At 72.9% G+C, this 17,635-nt stretch carries 13 protein-coding genes; 4 read left to right on the top strand and 9 right to left on the bottom strand.

All coding sequences use genetic code 11. The features are described from left to right. Positions 1 to 62: 62 nt before the first annotated feature. Complete coding sequence (locus ACFVXG_RS13665; RefSeq protein ID WP_387927112.1) at positions 63 to 1,061, bottom strand: glycosyltransferase family 2 protein; 999 nt, start codon at positions 1,059 to 1,061, stop codon at positions 63 to 65. A 133-nt stretch (positions 1,062 to 1,194) separates the two neighbouring features. Here ACFVXG_RS13665 and ACFVXG_RS13660 point away from each other — a divergent pair, with 133 nt between their 5' ends. Next, positions 1,195 to 4,767, top strand: coding sequence for a CDP-glycerol glycerophosphotransferase family protein (locus ACFVXG_RS13660; protein ID WP_387927110.1), 3,573 nt, complete (start codon positions 1,195 to 1,197; stop codon positions 4,765 to 4,767). Between the two features lie 277 nt (positions 4,768 to 5,044). Then, a complete protein-coding gene (locus ACFVXG_RS13655) occupies positions 5,045 to 7,555 on the top strand; it encodes a CDP-glycerol glycerophosphotransferase family protein (RefSeq protein WP_387927108.1) in 2,511 nt (836 codons plus the stop codon). Positions 7,556 to 7,575: 20 nt separating this feature from the next. On the opposite strand, the gene ACFVXG_RS13650 is transcribed toward ACFVXG_RS13655, so the two are convergent. From ACFVXG_RS13650 to ACFVXG_RS13625, 6 genes are all read right to left on the bottom strand, one after another. Then, entirely contained in the window at positions 7,576 to 8,112 is a 537-nt protein-coding gene (locus ACFVXG_RS13650) for a 2'-5' RNA ligase family protein (protein WP_387927106.1), read from the bottom strand. Positions 8,113 to 8,126: 14 nt separating this feature from the next. Then, entirely contained in the window at positions 8,127 to 9,122 is a 996-nt protein-coding gene (gene trpS / locus ACFVXG_RS13645) for a tryptophan--tRNA ligase (RefSeq protein ID WP_350503710.1), read from the bottom strand. A 75-nt stretch (positions 9,123 to 9,197) separates the two neighbouring features. Beyond that, positions 9,198 to 10,523 carry a hemolysin family protein gene (locus ACFVXG_RS13640; protein ID WP_350503503.1) on the bottom strand — a complete coding sequence of 442 codons (1,326 nt, stop codon included), beginning with the start codon at positions 10,521 to 10,523 and terminating at the stop codon, positions 9,198 to 9,200. A gap of 105 nt (positions 10,524 to 10,628) precedes the next feature. After that, entirely contained in the window at positions 10,629 to 11,621 is a 993-nt protein-coding gene (locus ACFVXG_RS13635) for a malate dehydrogenase (RefSeq protein ID WP_387927104.1), read from the bottom strand. Between the two features lie 234 nt (positions 11,622 to 11,855). Continuing rightward, a complete protein-coding gene (locus ACFVXG_RS13630; RefSeq protein ID WP_387927102.1) occupies positions 11,856 to 12,281 on the bottom strand; it encodes a DUF3017 domain-containing protein in 426 nt (141 codons plus the stop codon). A 19-nt stretch (positions 12,282 to 12,300) separates the two neighbouring features. Continuing rightward, on the bottom strand, positions 12,301 to 13,155 hold the full coding sequence (locus ACFVXG_RS13625; protein ID WP_387927101.1) for a bifunctional methylenetetrahydrofolate dehydrogenase/methenyltetrahydrofolate cyclohydrolase: 855 nt from the start codon (positions 13,153 to 13,155) through the stop codon (positions 12,301 to 12,303). 503 nt (positions 13,156 to 13,658) lie between these two features. Here ACFVXG_RS13625 and ACFVXG_RS13620 point away from each other — a divergent pair. Next, a complete protein-coding gene (locus ACFVXG_RS13620; protein WP_387927099.1) occupies positions 13,659 to 14,270 on the top strand; it encodes a hypothetical protein in 612 nt (203 codons plus the stop codon). A gap of 67 nt (positions 14,271 to 14,337) precedes the next feature. On the opposite strand, the gene purH is transcribed toward ACFVXG_RS13620, so the two are convergent. Together purH and purN are read right to left on the bottom strand one after the other, a co-directional pair. Then, entirely contained in the window at positions 14,338 to 15,915 is a 1,578-nt protein-coding gene (purH, locus tag ACFVXG_RS13615; protein WP_387927098.1) for a bifunctional phosphoribosylaminoimidazolecarboxamide formyltransferase/IMP cyclohydrolase, read from the bottom strand. Then, positions 15,912 to 16,571: a phosphoribosylglycinamide formyltransferase gene (gene purN, locus ACFVXG_RS13610; RefSeq protein WP_387927096.1), complete on the bottom strand. Its 660-nt coding sequence runs from the start codon at positions 16,569 to 16,571 to the stop codon at positions 15,912 to 15,914. The genes purH and purN overlap by 4 nt, the downstream gene beginning before the upstream one ends. 378 nt (positions 16,572 to 16,949) lie before the next feature. Between purN and ACFVXG_RS13605 the strand changes: the two genes are divergently transcribed. Next, positions 16,950 to 17,609, top strand: coding sequence for a hypothetical protein (locus tag ACFVXG_RS13605; protein ID WP_387927094.1), 660 nt, complete (start codon positions 16,950 to 16,952; stop codon positions 17,607 to 17,609). The last annotated feature ends 26 nt before the right edge of the window (positions 17,610 to 17,635 follow it).

The raw sequence follows: 17,635 nt of genomic DNA, 5'->3' as shown, positions 1-17,635 counted from the left end.
CGGTCCGTCCCCCGAACGGCCGTCAGGCGCGGGCCGGATCCGCCCAACGCGGCAGAGGCCGATCAGCCGTTGACGAGCCGGCGGGCCTTCGCCAGGGCGCGGACGGCCTGGTACGCGGCGTAGCGCCCGTGGCCGAGCAGTTCGGTGCGCACGCCGTCCACGCCGGGCGGCGGGCGGTAGCCGGCCGGGCGCAGCCGGGCGCAGTGCGCGGCGGAGCGGCGGAAGTACTCGCGGCGGTCGCCGGCCGGGACCCGGCCGGGCTTGGCGACCACGGTGTTGAGGTGGTTCAGCATCTTGCCGAAGACGACCGGGCGCCACGGGTCCAGGTCGGGGCGCCGGTCGAGGAAGGCGAAGACCAGGTCGTACTGGGCGAAGACGTCGAAGTGCTTGCGGCTGGCGGTGGCCAGGATGTTGCCGCCCTCCTGGCGCTGGCGGTAGTGCACGCCGACCCGGTCGAGCAGGGTGATGCTGGCGGCGGCGAGCAGCGCCGGGTACGTCCAGGGGGTGTCCTCGTAGTAGCCGGCCGGGAAGGCCAGCTGCTGCTCGGTGATGAACCCGCGGCGGTAGGCCTTGTTCCAGACGACCTGGAGCAGGTCGAGCAGGTCGGGGCGGGCGGCGAGGTCGAAGACGTCCGGGGAGTCGGCGCCGAAGACGTGGCCTGCGGCGGCGCGGGTGATCCGGCCGTCGGCGTAGGTGCGGGCGTAGTCGTAGACCAGGACGTCCGGGTCGCCGGTGGCGGCGAGGCGGGCGTCGACGGCCTCCAGCAGGCCGGGGGTGAGGGTGTCGTCGCTGTCGAGGAAGACCACGTAGTCGCCGGTGGCGACCTCCAGGCCGGCGTTGCGGGCCCGGCCGAGGCCGACGTTCTCCGGCAGGTGGAGCACCCGGACCCGGGGGTCGGCGGCGGCCGCCTCGTCCAGCATGGCGCCGCAGCCGTCCGGCGAGCGGTCGTCCACCGCGATCAGTTCGAGGTCCGGTCCACCCTGGCCGAGGACGGATTCGAGGCACTCGGCGAGGTAGTCCTGGACCTGGTACACGGGGACGATGACGCTGAAGCGGGGCACGGGGCCCAGCGTAGTGGGCCCGGGGAGGGTCGGGCCCCGGAGGTAGGATCGGGGCGCACGTACGCACCGATCCAAGTGCGGCCAGACCCCCTGCGGGCTGCCACGCTCCTCCCGAGAAAGGCCTGCGTAGCCGATGGCTCCCCGCCTCTCCATCGTCGTTCCGATCTACAACGTCGAGCGCTATCTCGTCGAATGCCTCGACTCGATCGCCGCCCAGTCCTTCACGGACTTCGAGTGCGTCATGGTCGACGACGGTTCGAAGGACGGCAGTGCGGCGCTCGCCGAGGCGTACGCGGCCCAGGACCCCCGGTTCCGGCTGGTCCGGCAGGTCAACAAGGGCCTCGGCGCGGCCCGCAACACCGGCATCCGGCACATCGACCCGGACTCCGAGTTCCTGTGCTTCGTGGACAGCGACGACTCGATGCCGCCGAGTGCGTACGAGCTGATGATCAACACGCTGGAGGAGACCGGCTCGGACTTCTGCACCGGCAACGTGCTGCGGTTCCGCGCGGTGGGCTACTACCAGTCCGGCGGGCACTCGAAGCCGTTCAAGGAGACCCGCCTCAAGACCCACATCACCGAGCTCCCGGCGCTGGTCACCGACCGCACCGCGTGGAACAAGGTGTACCGGCGCTCCTTCTTCGACGCCGCCGACCTGCTCTACCCCGAGGGCATCCTGTACGAGGACGCCCCGGTCAGCGTGCCGCACCACTACCTCGCCAAGAGCGTGGACGTGCTCTCCGAGCCGATCTACCACTGGCGCGAGCGCGAGGTCGGCGAGATGTCGATCACCCAGATGCGCACCAACCCCAAGGGCCTGATCGACCGGGTCGCCTCGGTCGAGCTGGTCCGCGCCTGGCTGAAGCGGCAGACCGAGCCGCGCTTCGCCGAGTACCTGCGCTCCTACGACGAGAACACCCTCGTCGAGGAGATCCCGATGTTCTTCTGGTCCGTCGTGGACGGCGACAAGGAGTACCGGGCCGCCTACGTCCAGTGCGTCAGCCGGCTGCTCCGCTCGATCGGCCAGGAGCAGGTCCGCAAGCTGCGCGCGCCGCTGCGGCTGAAGTACCACCTGACCCTGCAGAACCGGGTCGACGAGCTGGTCGAGCAGATCCGCTACGAGGGCGAGAGCGGCGGCGGCGTGCAGGCCCGCGGCCTGCTGCGGCCGTACGCGGACTACCCGTTCCTGCGCGGCGGCCGCAAGAGCGTGCCGTCCGGCGTGCTCAAGCTGGACAACTCGCTGGTCATGCGCAGCCGGCTGTACAAGAGCGCCTGGGTGGGCGGCAGGCTGGAGCTGACCGGGCACGCGTACCCGGAGCAGCTGGGCGCGTCGAACAAGCACGACATGGTCCGCACCCTGGTGCTGCGCGAGGCCAAGGGCCGCCGGGTCATCGCGGTGCCGATGAAGACCCAGTACAGCCCCGAGGCCACCGCGAGCTGCAACCACGACCTGTACAACTGCGACTGGTCCGGCTTCACCGTCGCCCTCGACCCGAAGAAGCTCAAGCACCGCGGCCAGTGGAAGGACGGCCACTGGCGCGTCCTGGTGGCCGGCGCGGGCAAGGGCGGGATCTACAAGGGCCGGATCTCGGCGGGCTGGAGCGACACCGCCGAGTCGATCCCGCAGCACTGGGTCGAGCCGGACGTGCGGATCGTGCCGTGGGTCCGGGACAACTTCGTCTACCTCCAGGTGGAGACCGTCAAGGCCCGGGTGACCGGCCTGGCCGCGCACGGCGGCCGGGTGGAGGTCTCCGGTGCGGCCCGCTCCGGGGCGAGCTTCGCCGGGGCCCGGCTGCGGCTCACCCACGTCGAGTCGGACCGCGAGCTGACCTTCCCGGTGGAGCTGGGCACGCCGGCCGGCACCCTGCAGCCGTTCAGCTCCTCCGTCGAGACGGCCGAGCTGACCGCCGTCCGCGAGGCCTGGGCCGAGCTGGACCCGGTGGCCGGCGAGCGGGTCCGCGACCGTTGGGACAGCGCGCTGCTGCTGGCCGACGGCAGCGTCCTGCCGCTGGTCTGGGACGACCGCAACGCGCCCGAGCAGCTGCACGTCCCGCTGGACCCGCAGGCGCCGGTGGGGCAGCGCCGGGCGATCTACACCAAGCCCTCCCCGAGCGGCCACCTCCAGCTCTCCGACCAGCTGCTGCAGCCGGTCGTGGACGAGGTGTCGGCGCGCGGCGCCGACGGCTTCCTGCTGAGCGGCTCCTTCCCGCAGGCCGGCGCGCACCGCTGGGAGCTGGTGGTCCGCCACCACTGGCGCGAGGAGGAGCACGTCTACCCGGTGGAGATCTCGGACGGCCGGTTCCGCACCGCGCTGCCCGCCGTGCCGACCGCCACCTTCGCCGGGCGGGTGCCGCTCGCCCAGGGCACCTGGAACGTCTTCTTCCGCCCGGTCGGCGTCCCGGCCTCCAGCCTGCCGGACAGCTACGTGCAGATCTCCCCGGACTGCTTCGGCTCGCTGCCGGTGGAGGTGGAGTCCCGCGGCAAGCGGATCGCGCTGGAGCGCCGCTACCACGACGGCCTGTCGCTGGAGTCGCACTCGGCCCTGCTGCCCGAGGAGCGGTCCGGCTACCGCCAGCGCCGGCTGCGCGGCACCGACTACCCGGCCGCCCGCCGGCTGCCGGTGCGCGACACGGTGCTCTACAACGCCGGCCACGGCAGCGCGTACGCCGACTCTCCGCGGGCGATCCACGAGGAGCTGGTCCGCCGCGGCCTGCCGCTGGAGCACCTGTGGGGCAGTGACGACATGCAGGCCGAGCTGCCGCGCACCGCGCAGCCGATCCGGCTGTGGAGCCCGGAGTGGTTCGAGGCGCTGGCGACCGCCAAGTACATCGTCACCAGCACCCACCTGCCCGACTTCTTCGTCCGCCGCCCCGGCCAGGTGGTCCTGCAGACCCGGATGGGCAGCCCGCTGAAGCAGGTCGGCTTCGACTTCGAGAAGGTCTGGTTCACCGACTCGAACTACCTCAAGGGCCTGGCCCGCGAGGTCCCGAACTGGAGCCTGCTGGTGGCCGGCAACAGCTGGTCCGCCCCGGTGCTGCGGCGCGCCTTCGACTACCAGGGCGAGATCCTGGAGAGCGGATCGCCCCGGAACGACCTGCTGTTCGCGGCCGACCGGGAGAAGACCGCCGAGCAGGTCCGCGAGCGGCTCGGCCTGCCCGAGGGCAAGAAGGTCGTGCTGTACGCGCCGACCTGGCGCGAGGACCGGCGCCGGCCGAACGGCGGCTACCAGATCGACCTGCGGGTCGACCTGGAGGCGGCCAAGGCCGCGCTCGGCGACGACCAGGTGCTGCTGGTGCGCCGGCACAACATGATGTGCGGCCAGATCCCGGGCGCCGGCAACGGCTACATCTGGGACGTCGGCAGCTACCCCGACATGGCGGAGCTGCTGCTGATCGCCGACGTGCTGGTCACCGACTACTCGTCGAGCGTCTTCGACTTCGCCACCACCGGCAAGCCGATGATCTTCTTCACCCACGACCTCGAGCACTACCGCGACAACCTGCGCGGTTTCAGCCTGAACTTCGAGGCCGAGGCCCCGGGCCCGCTGCTGGCCACCTCCGAGGCGCTGGTCGACGCGCTCGGACGGCTGGACGCGGTGGCGGCCGAGTACGCGGACAAGGCGGCCGCGTTCCGCGAGGCGTACTGCGACCTGGACGACGGCAAGGCCGCCGGACGGGTGGTCGACGCGTGGCCCCGATCGGTGTAGCCACCGGCTCGTACCGAGGCGCCCGGCGCGATCCGCGCCGGGCGCCTCGGTGATATCTGGGAATTCCCTGAGAGCTACCCGCCCTTTACGTCCAATTTGCACTCGAACTTACGTTTAGTCGACGAATTTCAAAGGAAATTCTACGAACCGTACAGTTGACCCGGGGTGCCCTCCCGGGGTGGGATATCAAATCGGCCCCGGACCGGTCGTCACCGGCACCGCGGCCCTCCCGGCCACCGCCATGCCCGGGACCCCGTTCCGAAGGGCCCTCCGCACCATGTCTTCGCTCACCCGGTTCGTTCTGCCGCACGCCGCCCCCCGGGTGGCCGCCGGTCGGCCAGCCGTCGATGAGGACGTCTCGTTCGGGCTGCTGCGGGCCCGCTGGCACGGCCGCGGACTGGAGCTCACCGGCTTCGCCCGCCCGCTGGAGCAGGACACCGGCCGCCCCGGCTCGGCCTGGACCTGGCTGACCCTGCGCCACGAGGACGGGGCCGAGCCCCCGCTCCACCTGCGCTCCAGACCCCGGCGGCTGCCCGAGGTCACCGACGACAGCGCCCAGCCCGAGCACAACCACGACTGGTCCGGCTTCACCGTCCTGGTGGAACCCTCCCGGCTGCGCCGGGACGACCGCTGGCTGCTCGGCGACTGGCAGATCGAGACCACCCTCTTCACCCGCCCCCGCCCCACCCGGCTGCGCCGCCAGTACGGCACCCTCGCCCCCCACTGGTGCGGCTCCGGCGAGTACCCGCCGGCCCGCTGGGTGGACCGGGACGTGCGCCTCCAGCCGTCCTTCGAGGACGGCCGGCTGCGGCTGCGGCTGGAGCGCCCCGACGTCCGGCTCGACCGCGCCGAGTCCGCCGCCGACGGCATCCGGCTGGGCGGCGTCGCCGACCACTGCCCGGCCGGCACCGTGCTGCGGCTGCGGCACCGGCAGAGCGAGGCGGTGATCGAGCAGCCGCTCACCCGCACCGGCAACACCTTCGCCGTCGAACTGCCGTACCGGCCGTTCACCGCCGACGGGCGCGGCCGCGAGGACCTGGAGCACTGGGACGCCGAACTGCTGCGCCCCGACGGCGGCACCGAGCAGCTCTGCCTGGACGAGCGCGGCGGCCCGGTGGCCGGCCAGTACCCGCTGCCCGACGCCCCGGACCGGGTGCTCTACCTCAAGCACCTCGCCGACGGCCGGCTCCAGGTCTGCGTCCAGCCCGCCGCCGGGATGGTCGACCGGATCGCGGTCCACTTCGGCGGCTTCGAGCTGTCCGGCCACTGCCCGGACCCGGACGCCGGCCGGCTGGAGCTGGTGCTGCGGCACGGCGGCACCGCGGGCGAGGTCCGCACCCCCGTCGAGCCCGAGCCGGACGGCCGCTTCCGGGTGCGGGTGCCCGCCACCCGCACCGGCTCGGACGGCGCCGTGCTGCCGCTGCGCAAGGGCATCTGGGAGGCCGCCCTGGAGCCGGCCGACCGCTCCGGCCCGGCCCGGCCGCTGCTCGCCGCCCCGACCGTGCTGCCCGCCCTGCCCGCCACCGCGACCACCGGCGGCAAGCACGTCCTGCTGCAGCGCCGCTGGCACGACACCCTGCTGGTGGACTCCACCCCGGTGCTCGACGCCACCGAGCGCAGCGCCTGGACCCAGGCCCGGCTGCGCACCGAGCACTACCCCGCGGCCCGCCGCGAGCCGCTGCGCGAGGCGGTGCTGTACGACGTCTTCGGCGGCCGCGGCTACGCCGACTCCCCGCGCGCGGTGCACGCCGAACTCGCCCGCCGCGGCGAGCCGCTGGAACACCTGTGGGTGGTCGACGACGGCCAGGCCGAACTGCCGCCCGGCGTCGTCCCGATCCGGATCTGGAGCCCGCAGTGGTACCGGGCCCTGGCCACCTGCCGGTACCTGGTCGGCAACACCCACTTCCCGGACTTCCTGGAGCGCCGCGAGGGCCAGGTCGTGGTGCAGACCTGGCACGGCTCGCTGCTCAAGCGGATCGCCCACGACGTCGACAACCCCTGGCTCGCCGACCACGGCTACCTGGAGGCGCTCGACCGGGAGACCCCGCAGTGGAGCCTGCTGCTCTCCCCCAGCCCGTTCGCCACCCCGATCCTGCGGCGCGCCTTCCGCTACGACGGCGAGGTGCTGGAGTCCGGCTACCCGCGCGGCGACGTGCTGGCCCAGCCCGACCCGCGGGTCGCCGCGGCCGTCCGCCGCCGGCTCGGCATCCCCGAGGGCAAGCGGGTCGTGCTGTACGCGCCGACCTGGCGCGAGGACCAGCAGCGCGGCGACGGCGACGGCTTCCGGCTCGACCTGCGGCTCGACCTCGACCACGCCCGCCGACTGCTCGGTGAGGACCACGTGCTGCTGGTCCGCCCGCACTCGCACGTGCGCGACCCGCTGCCGGGCGCCGGCGACGGCTTCCTGTTCGACTGCGGGGACTTCCCCGACCCGCAGGAACTACTGCTGATCGCGGACGTGCTGGTGACCGACTACTCGTCGATCATGTTCGACTTCGCGATCACCGGCCGCCCGGTCTACTTCTTCACCTACGACCTGGAGCACTACCGCGACACCCTGCGCGGCTTCTACTTCGACTTCGAGGCGGACGCCCCCGGGCCGCTGGTGCCGGACTCCGCCGAGCTCCTCGGCGCACTGCGCGAACTCGCCGACGGCGGGGCGCAGTTGCCGCCCGGCTACGCCGAGCGCTACCGGCGCTTCCGGGCCGCGCACTGCGCCCTGGACGACGGCGGCGCGGCCGGCCGGGTGGTCGACCGGATGCTCGAACTCGGCCGTACGGCGCGGTAGTCCACCGCGGCGGGGCTAGCTCAACAGAACTGGTAGTCCCGCCAGGGCCGCCAGACCTCGTCCGCGTCGAAGCGGGAGAGCGAGAAGCCCGGCACCAGGAAGGACGCCCGGAACCCGCGCGCCTGCTCGTACGCCTGGTCCAGCACGTCGTCCGGCAGCCCGTGGGCGACCGTCACGTGCGGGTGGTACGGGAAGGCCAGTTCGCGGGCCAGCGGGCCGGAGCGGACGTCCGCCTCCAGCAGCCGGCACTCGTGCGCGCCCTCCTCGACCCGGACGAACACCACCGGGGAGACCGGGCGGAAGGTGCCGCCGCCGCTCAGCAGCATCCGGAACGGCCGGTGCGCCGCCGCCACCGACGCCAGGTGCTCCTCGATCTTCGGCAGTTCCTCGGCCGGCACCTCGGTGGGCGGCAGCAGGGTGACGTGCGTCGGTATCGAGCGGGCCTGCGGATCGCCGAGGCCGGCCCGGGCGTCCTGGACCCGCGCGCCGTGCGGGTCCGGAACACTCACGGACACGCCGATGGTGACGACCTCCGGGAGGTCGCCACCATCGGGCATGCGCGAGAGCGGAGTCACCGCTTGGCGGCCGGGAGGAAGCCGATCCGGTCGTACACGGTCGCCAGCGTCTCGGAGGCCACCGCGCGGGCCTTCTCGGCGCCGATCGCCAGCACCCGGTCCAGCTCGGCCGGGTCGTCCAGGAAGGTGCTGGTGCGCTCCTGGAAGGGGGTCACCCACTCGGTGAACAGCTCGGCCAGCTCGGTCTTCAGGGCGCCGTACATCTTGCCCTCGAAGTGCGCCACCAGCTGCTCGACCGACTGGCCGCTGAGCGCGGAGTGGATCCGCAGCAGGTTGGAGACGCCCGGCTTCTGCTCCTCGTCGTAGGAGACCACGGTGCCGGTGTCGGTGACGGCGCTCTTGAACTTCTTGGCGCTGACCTTCGACTCGTCCAGCAGGCTGACCAGGCCCTTGGCCGAGGAGGCCGACTTGCTCATCTTGATGCCCGGGTCCTGGAGGTCCATGATCTTCGCCGTCTCCTTGAGGATGTACGGCTTCGGGATCGTGAACGTGGGGGCGTAGCGCGAGTTGAACCGCTCCGCGATGTCGCGGGTGATCTCCACGTGCTGGCGCTGGTCCTCACCGACCGGGACGGCGTCCGCCTGGTAGAGCAGGATGTCCGCGATCTGCAGGATCGGGTAGGTGAACAGGCCGACGGTGGTGCTGTCGGCGCCGTACCGGGAGGACTTGTCCTTGAACTGGGTCATCCGGGAGGCCTCGCCGAAGCCGGTGAGGCAGTTCATCACCCAGGCGAGCTGCGCGTGCTCGGGCACGTGCGACTGGACGAAGAGGGTGCAGTGCTCCGGGTCCAGACCGGCGCCGAGCAACTGGGCGGCGGACACCCGGGTGTTCTGGCGCAGGGTCACCGGATCCTGCGGCACGGTGATCGCGTGCAGGTCGACGACCATGTAGAAGGCGTCGTTCTCCTTCTGCAGGTCGACCCACTGGCGCACCGCGCCCAGGTAGTTGCCGAGGTGGAACGAGCCGGAGGTGGGCTGGATCCCGGAGAGCACCCGAGGACGGTCCTTGACCGGACCAGTGACCGCTGCGTTGACCATGCGGGCCATTCTTCCAGTTCCCCCGGTCGGTCAGGAAACCTCTGCCCCAGGTGGCTCCTCCGGTGTGACCGCACTCACCCTCACCCGGGCGATCCGGCGGCCCTCCACCTTGGCCACCGTCAGCAGCACCGCGCCGCCGCCCTCGACCGGGACGCGGGCCTGGTCGCCGTCCCGGGGCAGCCGGCCGAGCGCGGCCACCAGGCAGCCGGCCACCGTCTCGTACGGGCCCTCGGGCAGGGTGACGCCGGTCTCCTCGGTGAAGTCGCCGAGGTTGAGCAGGCCGTCCAGCTCGGTGCCGCCGCCGGCCAGCCGGCGGGTGGGGGCGGCCTCGGGCCGGTCGTACTCGTCCCGGATCTCGCCGATCACCTCCTCGACCAGGTCCTCCAGGGTGACGATGCCGGCCGTACCGCCGTACTCGTCCACCACGATGGCCAGGTGGTGGCCCTCCCGGCGCATCTCGCCCATCGCCTCCAGCACCCGCTTGGTGCCGGGCAGCAGCTTCACCTGACGGGCCAGGTCGCGGACCTTGACGGCCTGCTCGCCGCGGGCGCCGTAGAGGTCCCGGACGTGCACGAAGCCGACCACCGCGTCGGCGCTGCCCTCGACCACCGGGTAGCGCGAGTGCGGCGAGGTCTCGGCCTGGTGCCGTACGGCGGCCAGCGGGCGCTCGGCGTCCAGGAAGGTCACCTCGGTGCGCGGAACCATCACCTCGCGCAGCTGGCGCTCCCCCGCGGCGAACACGTCCGCGATCAACGCCCGTTCGTCGCTTCCCAGTTCGGTGTTGGAGGCGACCAGGCCGCGGAGCTCCTCGGAGCTCATCGAGCCGCGCCCGGCCGCCGGATCGCCGCCGAACAGCCGGACCATCAGGTTGGTGGAGTGGCCGAGCAGCCAGATCACCGGGCGCAGCGCGACCGACATCACGTCCACCACCGGAGCCGCGATCACCGCGATGGACTCGGCGCGCTGGAGGCCGATCCGCTTGGGGGTGAGCTCGCCGAGCACCAGCGAGACGTAGCTGATCAGCAGGGTCAGCCCGACCAGGGCGAGCGCGTCCGCCACCCCCTGGGACAGCCCGGCCTCGACGAACAGCGGGGCGACCTTGCCGGCCAGGGTGTCCGCGCCGAACGCGGCGGACAGGAAGCCCATGCACGTCACGCCGACCTGGACGGCGGCCAGGAAGCGGTTGGGGTCGGCGGCCAGGTGCGCGGCCCGGGCCGAGCGCCGGGTGCCGCGCGCCTCCAACGTCCGGATCTGGCCCTCGCGCAGCGAGATCAGCGAGATCTCGGCGACGTTGAACAGGCCGCCCAGCAGGATGAAGACGAGGACGAGCGCGGCGTCCCCGAGGGTTTCGTTCACAGCGGGCCAGTGTAGGCGCCGCGGACGAACAGCCCCGGGAACAACAAACGGCCCACCACCCCCCGGGCGGGGGCAGCGGGCCGTCGGAAGGCCGTGCGGCGGGGCTCAGATGAGGCCCAGCTCCTGGACCGCGTCGCGCTCCTCGGTCAGCTCCTTGACCGAGGCGTCGATGCGGGCGCGGGAGAAGTCGGAGATCTCCAGGCCCTGGACGATTTCGAACTTGCCGTCCTTGGTGGTGACCGGGAAGGAGGAGATCAGGCCGGCCGGGACGCCGTAGGAGCCGTCGGAGACGACGCCCATGGAGGTCCAGTCGCCCTCGGCGGTGCCGTTGACCCAGGTGTGGACGTGGTCGATGGCGGCGTTGGCGGCCGAGGCGGCCGAGGAGGCGCCGCGGGCGTCGATGATGGCCGCGCCGCGCTTGGCGACGGTCGGGATGAAGTCGTTCTCCAGCCAGGCCTGGTCGCTGCCGATGGCCTCGAAGGCCGGCTTGCCGGCGATCTCGGCCTGGAAGATGTCCGGGTACTGGGTCGCGGAGTGGTTGCCCCAGATGGTGACGCGCTTGATGTCGGAGACCAGGGCGCCGGTCTTGCCGGAGAGCTGGCCGACCGCGCGGTTGTGGTCCAGGCGGGTCATCGCGGTGAAGCGCTCGGCCGGGACGTCCGGGGCGTTGCGCTGGGCGATCAGGGCGTTGGTGTTGGCCGGGTTGCCGACGACCAGGACCTTGATGTCGTCCGCGGCGTGGGCGTTGATGGCCTTGCCCTGCGGGCCGAAGATGCCGCCGTTGGCCTGCAGCAGGTCGCCGCGCTCCATGCCCGCGGTGCGCGGACGGGCGCCGACCAGCAGCGCGACGTTGGCGCCGTCGAAGGCCTCGTTCGGCTGGTCGGTGATGGTGATGTCGCGCAGCAGCGGGAAGGCGCAGTCGACGAGCTCCATGGCGGTGCCCTCGGCGGCCTTGAGGCCCTGCGGGATCTCCAGGAGGCGCAGGTTCACCGGCACGTCGGCACCGAGCAGGTGGCCCGAGGCGATGCGGAAGAGCAGCGCGTAGCCGATCTGGCCGGCTGCTCCGGTGATGGTGACGTTGACGGGGGTGCGGGTCATTTCTACCTTCTCCAGCAAATCGCCAGGTGCCCCAGGCACACCGGCGCACTGGAGCCGAGGATGATCTCTCGACATCGAGAGACCGGCGTCAGGTTATCGCAAAGGGAAGCGTACGCCGCGTGTGCGGACGTGGCTGATGCGTCACAGCGGACTTCGTCCGGGCGGGGCCGGGAGGCCCGGGGCGCACCGCGGCCCCGCCCGGGGATCCGGACGGGGCCGCGGTGGGGGGCGGGCTCAGTGCTTGGGCCGGCCGATCAACTGGCCGATGTTGTCCAGCAACGGGATCTCCAGCCACGGGTTCGGCTGCGCGAGCAGGGTCAGCAGCACGATCGAGGCGCCCAGGAAGGCCAGCACGATCACGTCCGTGAAGCGGCTGCGCACCGCCAGCATCCCGACCTCGGGCAGCACCAGCCGCAGCACCGCGCCGAGCAGCACCCCGGTGCCGAGGATCAGCAGCCCGTACTTGAAGCCGTCCTTGAAGTCGGCGAGCCCGATGACCGCGAGGCCGGCGCCGACCACCGACAGGACCAGCGTTATCGGCCACTGCCGGACCGGCAGGGCGTGGTCGCGCCCGAGGGCCGGGGCCGCCCCCTCGGGCGGCAGGGTGCCGGTGGTCTTGACCGGCCTTTGCCGGGACCGCGCCGGTCGCGGTTCAGTCATGCTCGCCGTCCCTCGGGGGTCAGACGCCGGCGCGGCGCTCGGCCGCCTCGACGATGTTGTTGAGCAGCATCGCGCGGGTCATCGGGCCCACGCCGCCGGGGTTCGGGGAGATCCAGCCGGCCACCTCGGCCACGCCCGGGTGGACGTCGCCGACGATCTTGCCCTCGCTGCGGCTGACGCCGACGTCGAGCACCGCGGCGCCCGCCTTGACGTCCTCCGGCTTGACCAGGTGCGGCACGCCCGCGGCGGCCACGATGATGTCGGCCTTGCGCAGGTGCGCGCCGAGGTCCCGGGTGCCGGTGTGGCACAGGGTGACGGTGGCGTTCTCGCTGCGGCGGGTCAGCAGCAGGCCGATCGAGCGGCCGACGGTGATGCCGCGGCCGACCACGACCACCTCGGCGCCGTCGATCTCGACCTGGTGGCGGCGCAGCAGCTCGACGATGCCCAGCGGGGTGCACGGCAGCGGGCCGTCGATGCCCAGCGCCAGGCGGCCGAGCGAGGTCGGGTGCAGGCCGTCGGCGTCCTTGTCCGGGTCCATCAGCTCCAGGACCGGGTTCTGGTCCAGGCCCTTGGGCAGCGGCAGCTGGACGATGTAGCCGGTGCAGGTCGGGTCGGCGTTGAGCTCGCGGACGACGTTCTCGACGTCCTCCTGGGTGGCGGTGGCGGGCAGCTCGCGCTGGATCGAGGCGATGCCGACCTCGGCGCAGTCCTTGTGCTTGCCGTTCACGTACCAGCGGCTGCCCGGGTCGTCGCCGACCAGGACGGTGCCGAGGCCGGGCGTGACGCCCTTCGCCTTGAGGGCCGCCACGCGGGCGGCGAGTTCGGACTTGATCGCGGCGGCGGTGGCCTTGCCATCGAGAATCTGGGCAGTCATGACCCCATTCTCCCGGATCGCGGCCGCCCCCCGTACCGGGCCCCGTCGCGCCGGGCGGCCCGGCGCGGCCCTTGCCCGGTCAGGCGACCGGACGGGTACGGAAGGTCGCACCACGTTGCGGTTGCGCCACAGTCTTCGCACCACGCCCACAACCGGCTGGACAGCGCGCTGCCGTCCGGTTGACGATATGCGGGCATCCCCTGCCGCGACCCGGCCCGGTGACGGGCCGACGGGTCCCGCAGCAGGGCGTACCCGGGGGAAAGAGCCAGTGATCCGACCACAGCACACCGCGCAGCCCGACCGCCACGGCGCCCTCACCGCGCCGTGCCCGTCCCGGCGTTCGATCACTCCCCCGTCACAGCACTGAGCCGGCCGCGCCCGTCACCGCCGCCGGGCTGTCACCGCGCTCCGATAGCGTCCCGTTCCGTCGGCGACCCGACTCGCCGGCCGCAATCGGGCCCTCCGCATCCCGTCCCCGCGTTCCCAACTGCCCGGAGGCAGCCATGAGTTACCCGCCCGACCCGAACAACCCGTACGGCCAGCAGCCGCCCGCCCCGGGCTACGGCTACCCGCAGCAGGCCCCGCCGCAGCCCGCGCCGGGCTACGGCTACCCGCCGCAGGCCGCCCCGGGTTACGGCTACGCGCCGGCCGTGCCGCAGTCCATGCCGGGCCTGGTGATGACCGCCCGGGTGCTGCTGTTCATCGTGGGCGGCGTGCAGACGATCCTCGCGATCATCTACCTGCTCATCGGTGCGGCCGCCAAGGACGTCACCAACACCGCCAAGGCGACCACCAGCGACAACCCGTTCACCGCCATCGGCGACGCCGCCGCCGGCATCCTGATCGTCGTCGCGATCCTGCTCGCGCTGTTCGCCGCGCTGTCCATCACGCTCGGCGCGAAGTTCGGCAAGGGCGGCAACAACGTCCGCATCACGACCATCGTGTACGGCTCGCTCGGCTGCCTGGTCGGCCTGCTGATCCTCGCGGGCGCCGTCACCGCGGGCACCGCCATCGGCTATGTGATGGCCGGTCTGTGGCTGGCCATCAGCATCATCTGGATCACCGCCATGTGCACCCAGGAGGGCTCCGGCTGGTTCAACCGGCCGCGCTACTGAGCACCCGGCACGACCACGACGAAGCGGCCCGGCCCCCTACCGAGGGGACCGGGCCGCTTCGTGCCGCTCAGTGGAAGAAGTGGCGCGCGCCGGTGAAGTACATCGTCACGCCGGCCTTCTGGGCGGCCTCGACGACCTGCTCGTCACGGATCGAACCGCCCGGCTGGACGATCGCCTTCACGCCCGCGGCGATCAGGATCTCCGGGCCGTCCGGGAACGGGAAGAAGGCGTCCGAGGCGGCGTACGAGCCCTTGGCCCGCTCGCCGGCCCGCTCGACCGCGAGCTTGCAGGAGTCGACCCGGTTGACCTGGCCCATGCCGACGCCGACCGAGGCGCCGTCCTTGGCCAGCAGGATCGCGTTGGACTTGACGGCCCGGCAGGCCCGCCAGGCGAAGGCCAGCTCGGCCAGCTCGGCCGCGGAGAGCGCCTCGCCGGTGGCCAGCGTCCAGTTCGCCGGGTCGTCGCCCTCGGCCTGCACCCGGTCGGCGTCCTGGAGCAGCACGCCGCCGGAGATCGGGCGGACCTCCTGGCGGTTGGCCGGGGCCCCGGGGGCGACCAGCACCCGCAGGTTCTTCTTGCGGGCCAGCACCTCGACCGCGCCGTCCTCGTAGCCGGGGGCCACGACGACCTCGGTGAAGATCGGGGCGATCTGCTCGGCCAGCTCGACGGTGACCGGGCGGTTGACCGCGATCACGCCGCCGTACGCGGAGACCGGGTCGCACTCGTGCGCCCTGCGGTGCGCCTCGACGACGTCGGCGCCGGTCGCGATGCCGCACGGGTTGGCGTGCTTGATGATCGCGACGGCCGGCTCGGCGTGGTCGTACGCGGCGCGGCGGGCGGCGTCGGTGTCGACGTAGTTGTTGTACGACATCTCCTTGCCGTGCAGCTGCTGCGCACCGGCCAGGCCGCCCGGGCCGTCGCTGTACAGCGCGGCGCCCTGGTGCGGGTTCTCGCCGTAGCGCAGCACGTTCTGCCGCTCCCAGGTGGCGCCCAGGAACTCGGGGAAACGCTCGTCGCTGGGGGCGTAGCCGGCCTCGAACCAGGAGGCGACGGCCACGTCGTAGGCGGCGGTGTGGGCGAACGCGGCACCGGCCAGGCGCTTGCGGGTGGCCAGGTCGAAGCCGCCCTCGCGGGCGGCGGTCAGCACGTCGGCGTAGCGGGCCGGGTCGACCACGACGGCCACCGAGGGGTGGTTCTTGGCGGCGGCGCGGACCATGCTCGGGCCGCCGATGTCGATCTGCTCGACGCACTCGTCCGGGGTGGCGCCCGAGGCGACGGTGGCCTTGAACGGGTAGAGGTTCACCACGACCAGGTCGAAGGGCTCGACGCCGAGCTCGGCCAGCTGCGCGCGGTGCGACTCCAGGCGCAGGTCGGCGAGCACGCCGGCGTGCACGCGGGGGTGCAGCGTCTTCACGCGCCCGTCCAGGCACTCCGGGAAGCCGGTCAGCTCGGAGACCTCGGTCACCGGGACGCCGGCGGCGGCGATCCGGCCCGCGGTGGAGCCGGTGGAGACGATGGCGACCCCGGCGGCGTGCAGGCCCTGGGCCAGCTCCTCCAGACCGGTCTTGTCGTACACGCTGATCAGCGCACGACGGATCGGACGGATGTTCTCGGAGACAGGGGGGGTGGTGGAGCTGGCACTCATGCCGGGATCCATACCTTTCGGTCCTCGATGCGGTGACCTTCGCGGGCCAGCCGGCCCACGACGTCGACGAGCAGCTTGCGCTCGACAGTCTTGATGCGCTCGTGCAGCGCGTCGCCGCCATCGGCGTGGTCCGCGTCGAGCACCTCGACGACGCCCTGCGCGATGATCGGCCCGGTGTCCACACCGGCGTCGACCAGGTGGACGGTGCAGCCGGTGACCTTCACCCCGTACGCCAGCGCGTCGGTGACGCCGTGGGCGCCGGGGAAGGACGGCAGCAGTGCGGGGTGGGTGTTGACGATCCGACCCGCGAAGGCCGCGATGAACTCGGGGCCGAGGATCTTCATGAAGCCGGCCGTGACCACCAGGTCGGGCTGGTGGGCGGCGACGGAGGCGGTCAGCGCGCGGTCCCAGGCGGCGCGGTCCGGGAAGTCCTTCACCCGGTGGACGAAGGTCGGCAGGCCCGCCCGCTCGGCGCGCTCCAGGCCGGCGATCCCGTCGCGGTCCGCGCCCACGGCCAGGATCTCGGCACCGTACGCCGGGTCGGCGACGGCGTCGATCAGCGACTGGAGGTTGGTGCCGGAGCCGGAGACCAGCACCACCAGGCGGGCCGGTCCGGGCGTACGGGGCGGGAAGAGCTGGGCGGGGGCGGCGGCCACTGCGCGATTCTCCGTAGGTCGGGCGCCGCCCGCTGGTACGTCCACCGGCGGTGGGGCCACTACGAACGGCAGGTCGAGCGAGGGGGAACACCAGGAGAACCCGCCGCGACGCGGGCCCCGGGGAACCCCTGGGAGCTGCTGACCGTCACCACGATAACGGCTGGTCGGAGGGCCCCCACACCCCGCCTGCGGCGCTACGCGCGTAGTTGAGACGGGGATCTCCTCGGGCCCGCCGCACCGGAGTTGCGCACCGCCCGCACCGGTGCGGGCAGGCCCCCGACGGGCGCTCGAACGCTTGCGGGATCATTGGGGCGGAGGAGACCGCCCGCGGGCGCGACCCTCCGCACGAGCCCCGACCGAGAAGGAACGGCTGAACCCATGAGCAGCGGCGACGACCCCGACGAGCGCAACCCCTTCGCGCCGCCGCCCGCGGACGCCCCGGACCAGCCGTGGCGGCCGCGCAGCCCCTGGCCCGGCCAGGGCCAGGACGGCAACGGCGGCCAGGCCGGCGGCCCGGGCGGCGAGCAGCACGGTGACCGCCCGCCGTTCCCGCCGCAGTGGGGGCAGGGCCCCGGCGAGGGCGGCCCCGGCCGTCGCCCGCAGGCCCCGCCGCCGCCCCGGCTGGACCCGACCGACCCGGCCCACCGCAAGGCCCGCAACGCCGCGCTGGCCGGACCCTTCGCGCTGGTCTGCCTGTTCGCGGGCTTCCACTGGATCGCGCTGCTGGTCGGGCTGCTCGGCATCGCCTGGGGCGTCGGCGCGCTCCGGGCCAAGCGGCCCTCGACCGCCCCGGCGCCGGCCGTGGCCCTGGGCGGCCCGGTCGGCGCCCCGGCCCCGAACCCGCTCACCCCGGCCGCGCTCGCCGGGATCCTCACCGGCGCGATGACCGTCGTGGTCGCCACCTCGGTGATCGGGCTGAGCATCCACTACCGGGACTACATGACCTGCGTGCGGGACTCGCTGACCAACGTCGGCGCCGAGAACTGCGACCGGTACGCGCCGCAGTGGTACGTGGACTTCAGCGGGAACGCGGAGTAGCGGGACAGTCCGGCTCGGCCCGGTCA

It is taken from the genome of Kitasatospora sp. NPDC058162 (assembly GCF_042884005.1).
Taxonomy (GTDB): Bacteria; Actinomycetota; Actinomycetes; order Streptomycetales; family Streptomycetaceae; genus Kitasatospora.
The sequence above is the reverse complement of the archived record's forward strand: the minus strand, read 5'-3'. Positions and strand labels throughout refer to the sequence as shown.

Excerpts from the sequence above, each read along its gene's own strand:
- ACFVXG_RS13655 (WP_387927108.1), top strand. The coding sequence starts at position 5,045 with ATGTCTTCGCTCACCCGGTTCGTTCTGCCGCACGCCGCCCCCCGGGTG.
- ACFVXG_RS13605 (WP_387927094.1), top strand. The coding sequence starts at position 16,950 with ATGAGCAGCGGCGACGACCCCGACGAGCGCAACCCCTTCGCGCCGCCG.
- ACFVXG_RS13635 (WP_387927104.1), bottom strand. The coding sequence starts at position 11,621 with ATGACCCGCACCCCCGTCAACGTCACCATCACCGGAGCAGCCGGCCAG.
- ACFVXG_RS13625 (WP_387927101.1), bottom strand. The coding sequence starts at position 13,155 with ATGACTGCCCAGATTCTCGATGGCAAGGCCACCGCCGCCGCGATCAAG.
- ACFVXG_RS13650 (WP_387927106.1), bottom strand. The coding sequence starts at position 8,112 with ATGCCCGATGGTGGCGACCTCCCGGAGGTCGTCACCATCGGCGTGTCC.
- purH (WP_387927098.1), bottom strand. The coding sequence starts at position 15,915 with ATGAGTGCCAGCTCCACCACCCCCCCTGTCTCCGAGAACATCCGTCCG.
- ACFVXG_RS13630 (WP_387927102.1), bottom strand. The coding sequence starts at position 12,281 with ATGACTGAACCGCGACCGGCGCGGTCCCGGCAAAGGCCGGTCAAGACC.
- ACFVXG_RS13620 (WP_387927099.1), top strand. The coding sequence starts at position 13,659 with ATGAGTTACCCGCCCGACCCGAACAACCCGTACGGCCAGCAGCCGCCC.
- ACFVXG_RS13660 (WP_387927110.1), top strand. The coding sequence starts at position 1,195 with ATGGCTCCCCGCCTCTCCATCGTCGTTCCGATCTACAACGTCGAGCGC.